Here is a 4,142-nt window from a genome sequence, read left to right as displayed (position 1 = left end):
AGCGATTTCATAATCGACAATATTGTTGAATGTGATGACGCCTTCGCGGGCAAGCCTCGCTCCTACAGGGCATTTCACTTTTCAACGCCGTGGCCTGTACCCATGAACTCGCAAAGCATCATCGTCCCGAAAATCTCCACACTGCCGGTGCACGAGCCCCGGGCCCGGGCGATTGTGCGTTGGCTGGTGCGCAAGAACATCATCGAAGAACAGCTCAGCACCTGCGGTCGCACCGGCAACCGCATGGCCCACGCCATCGGCGAAGGCGCTCGCGCCGTGGTCCTGCACCCGGAAGCGCTGCCCTTCGGCGAACCGATCAATGGCCTGGAGATCGTCACCAAGCGCTGCATCTTTACCCCGGCCAAGGGTTTTCTGGGGGAGGCAGGCTGCGCCGAGTGCCGTCAGGAAATCGGCGAAGCGCTGTTCGAGAGCCTGGAAGACTGGATGCCCGGGCGCACCGACAACTTCACCTGCCCCGAATGCGGGCACGAAGACGACATCAACGGCTTTTTGTACCTGCAGGAATGCGCCTTCTCCAACCTGGGCTTCATTTTCAACAACTGGGCCGAAGCCGGGTTCAAGCAAAGCTTCCTCGACGAATTCGCCGATTGGCTGGATCAGCCTGTCAGTTGGGTCAAAGTCGAACTCTGAAGCGCAAAATCCCCGTATATCAGTAATGCGAATATTAGACAGAGTTTTACATTGAACCCGAAGGGGTGTCTGACTATAATGGCGCGCTTCCATTTTCCCGCTCGGGAGCCCCCGCGATGCTGCGTATCAGCCAAGAAGCTCTGACATTCGACGACATTCTCCTCGTGCCCGGTTATTCCGAGGTACTTCCTAACGAAGTCAGTCTGAAGACCCGCCTTACCCGTGGCATCGAGCTGAACATTCCTCTGGTTTCTGCCGCCATGGACACCGTTACTGAAGCCCGTCTGGCAATCGCCATGGCTCAGGAAGGTGGCATCGGCATCATCCACAAGAACATGACCATCGAGCAGCAAGCTGCCGAAGTCCGCAAGGTCAAGAAGTTCGAAGCCGGCGTCGTCAAAGACCCGATCACCATCGAGGCCGACGCCTCGGTTCGTGACCTGTTCGAACTGACCCGCCTGCACAACATCTCCGGCGTACCGGTGCTGCACGATGGCGATCTGATCGGCATCGTCACCTCCCGTGACGTGCGTTTCGAAAGCCGCCTGGACATCAGCGTCCGCGAAGTGATGACGCCCAAAGAGCGTCTGGTCACCGTCAAGGAAGGCGCCGACAAGAACGACGTTCGCGAGCTGCTGCACAAGCACCGCATCGAACGCGTTCTGATCGTCGACGACAAGTTCGCCCTCAAAGGCATGATGACCGTCAACGACATCGAAAAAGCCAAGGCTTACCCGCTGGCCAGCAAGGACGATCAAGGTCGTCTGCGCGTTGGCGCCGCCGTCGGTACCGGTAAAGACACCGGCGACCGCGTTGCCGCCCTGGTCAATGCCGGTGTGGACGTGGTGGTGGTCGACACCGCTCACGGTCACTCCAAGGGCGTGATCGACCGCGTTCGCTGGGTCAAAGAGAATTTCCCTGAAGTGCAGGTCATCGGCGGCAACATCGCCACCGGCGCTGCCGCCAAGGCCCTGGCCGAAGCTGGCGCTGACGCAGTCAAGGTCGGTATCGGCCCTGGCTCGATCTGCACCACCCGTATCGTCGCCGGTGTCGGCGTTCCTCAGATCAGTGCCATCGCCAACGTCGCCGCTGCCCTTGAAGGCACCGGTGTTCCGTTGATCGCCGACGGCGGCATCCGGTTCTCCGGTGACCTGTCCAAGGCCATCGTTGCCGGTGCCTCCTGCGTGATGATGGGCTCGATGTTCGCCGGTACCGAAGAAGCACCAGGCGAGATCGAACTGTTCCAGGGCCGTTCGTACAAGGCTTACCGTGGCATGGGTTCGCTGGGCGCCATGTCCCAGGCTCAAGGTTCTTCCGACCGTTACTTCCAGGACTCTTCGGCCGGCGCCGAGAAACTGGTTCCGGAAGGCATCGAAGGCCGTGTTCCTTACAAGGGCACCCTGAGCGCGATCATCCACCAGTTGATGGGCGGCCTGCGTTCCTCGATGGGCTACACCGGTAGCGCCAACATCGAACAAATGCGCACCATCCCCGAGTTCGTGCGGATCACCGGCGCTGGCATGGCCGAATCCCACGTACACGACGTACAGATCACCAAGGAAGCGCCAAACTACCGCGTAGGTTGAGCCTTCAAGCAAAAAGTTAACGACCGGGGCTGTTTTATTCAGCCCCGAGTTGTTTCTGAATCACGACTGTTTCTGAATGACTTAGACGAGACTGAATCATGGCCCTCGATATTCACGCTCACCGCATCCTGATCCTCGACTTCGGTTCCCAGTACACCCAACTGATCGCCCGCCGCGTGCGTGAGATCGGCGTGTACTGCGAACTGCACCCGTTCGACATGGATGACGAAGCGATCCGCGAATTCGCGCCAAAGGGGATCATCCTCGCAGGCGGCCCGGAGTCGGTACACGTCGCCGACAGCCCGCGCGCGCCACAGGCGGTCTGGGACCTGGGCGTACCGGTTTTCGGTATCTGCTACGGCATGCAGACCATGGCCGAGCAACTGGGCGGCAAGGTTGAAGGTTCCGAGCTGCGTGAGTTCGGTTACGCCCGTGTCGACGTGGTCGGCAAGAGCCGCCTGCTGGACGGTATCGAAGACCACGTCGACGCCGACGGCATGTTCGGCCTCGACGTGTGGATGAGCCACGGTGACAAGGTCACCAAAATGCCAGGCGACTTCCACATCCTGGCCAGCACCCCGAGCTGCCCGATCGCCGGCATGTTCAGCGATGACCGTCGCTACTACGGCGTGCAGTTCCACCCGGAAGTGACTCACACCAAACAAGGCGGTCGCATCCTGTCGCGCTTCGTCCTCGACATCTGCGGCTGTGAAGCCCTGTGGACCCCGTCGAAGATCGCTGAAGACGCCATCGCCCAGGTTCGCGCCCAGGTCGGCACCGACAACGTGCTGCTGGGTCTGTCCGGCGGTGTCGACTCTTCGGTCGTTGCCGCGCTGCTGCACAAAGCCATCGGCGATCAGCTGACCTGCGTATTCGTTGACAACGGCCTGCTGCGTCTGCACGAAGGCGAGCAAGTGATGGCCATGTTCGCCGAGAACATGGGCGTCAAGGTGATCCGCGCCAACGCCGAGGACCAGTTCCTCGACAACCTGGCCGGCGAAGCAGACCCTGAGAAGAAGCGCAAGATCATCGGCCGCACCTTCATCGACGTGTTCGATGCCCAGTCCAACAAACTGGAAAACATCAAGTACCTGGCTCAGGGCACCATCTATCCGGACGTGATCGAGTCGGCTGGCGCGAAAAGCGGCAAGGCTCACGTGATCAAGTCGCACCACAACGTGGGCGGCCTGCCGGAAGAAATGAACCTGAAACTGGTCGAGCCACTGCGCGAACTGTTCAAGGACGAAGTGCGTCGTCTGGGCCTGGAACTGGGCCTGCCGTACGACATGGTCTACCGTCACCCGTTCCCGGGCCCGGGTCTGGGCGTGCGCATCCTCGGCGAAGTGAAGAAGGAATACGCCGACCTGCTGCGTCGCGCCGACCACATCTTCATCGAAGAACTGCGCAAGGCCGACTGGTACCACAAGGTCAGCCAGGCGTTCGTGGTGTTCCAGCCGGTGAAATCGGTTGGCGTGGTGGGCGACGGTCGTCGTTACGCCTGGGTCGTGGCCCTGCGTGCCGTGGAAACCATCGACTTCATGACCGCGCGTTGGGCACACCTGCCTTACGAACTGCTGGAAACCGTTTCCGGCCGCATCATCAATGAAATCGAAGGCATCTCCCGCGTGACCTACGACGTGTCGAGCAAGCCGCCAGCGACTATTGAGTGGGAATGATCCCGCGATACAGGTTGCTGTGAAGCACAAAGAAAACCCTGGCCTTGGCCAGGGTTTTTTTATGGGTTTTTTTGAGACCTGTAGCAGCTGGCGAAGCCTGCGTCCGGCTGCGAAGCAGTCATAAAGTCAGGCAACGCGGTGTATCAGGTAACCCTGCAGCCCCCTGTGGGAGCGGGCTTGCTCGCGAAGACGTCGGCACATCCGACATCTCCGTCGCCTGACACACCGC

At 60.3% G+C, this 4,142-nt stretch carries 3 protein-coding genes; all 3 read left to right on the top strand.

Annotated elements, in window-relative coordinates:
- The first annotated feature begins 102 nt into the window (after positions 1 to 102).
- The 3 genes from ACW9JE_RS29180 (at position 103) to guaA (ending at position 3,913) form a co-directional block, all read left to right on the top strand.
- Positions 103 to 651, top strand: coding sequence for a sugar ABC transporter ATPase (locus ACW9JE_RS29180; RefSeq protein WP_457434735.1), 549 nt, complete (start codon positions 103 to 105; stop codon positions 649 to 651).
- A gap of 116 nt (positions 652 to 767) precedes the next feature.
- On the top strand, positions 768 to 2,237 hold the full coding sequence (gene guaB, locus ACW9JE_RS29175; protein ID WP_457434734.1) for an IMP dehydrogenase: 1,470 nt from the start codon (positions 768 to 770) through the stop codon (positions 2,235 to 2,237).
- Between the two features lie 98 nt (positions 2,238 to 2,335).
- Positions 2,336 to 3,913 carry a glutamine-hydrolyzing GMP synthase gene (gene guaA / locus ACW9JE_RS29170; protein WP_457434733.1) on the top strand — a complete coding sequence of 526 codons (1,578 nt, stop codon included), beginning with the start codon at positions 2,336 to 2,338 and terminating at the stop codon, positions 3,911 to 3,913.
- Positions 3,914 to 4,142 lie beyond the last annotated feature (229 nt).

This window comes from Pseudomonas sp. SDO55104_S430, assembly GCF_054070595.1.
This window is presented reverse-complemented; position numbering and strand designations above follow the sequence as displayed.

Bases quoted from the DNA above. Each gene is read 5' to 3' on its own strand.
- ACW9JE_RS29180 (WP_457434735.1), top strand. From the start codon at position 103: ATGAACTCGCAAAGCATCATCGTCCCGAAAATCTCCACACTGCCGGTG.
- guaB (WP_457434734.1), top strand. From the start codon at position 768: ATGCTGCGTATCAGCCAAGAAGCTCTGACATTCGACGACATTCTCCTC.
- guaA (WP_457434733.1), top strand. From the start codon at position 2,336: ATGGCCCTCGATATTCACGCTCACCGCATCCTGATCCTCGACTTCGGT.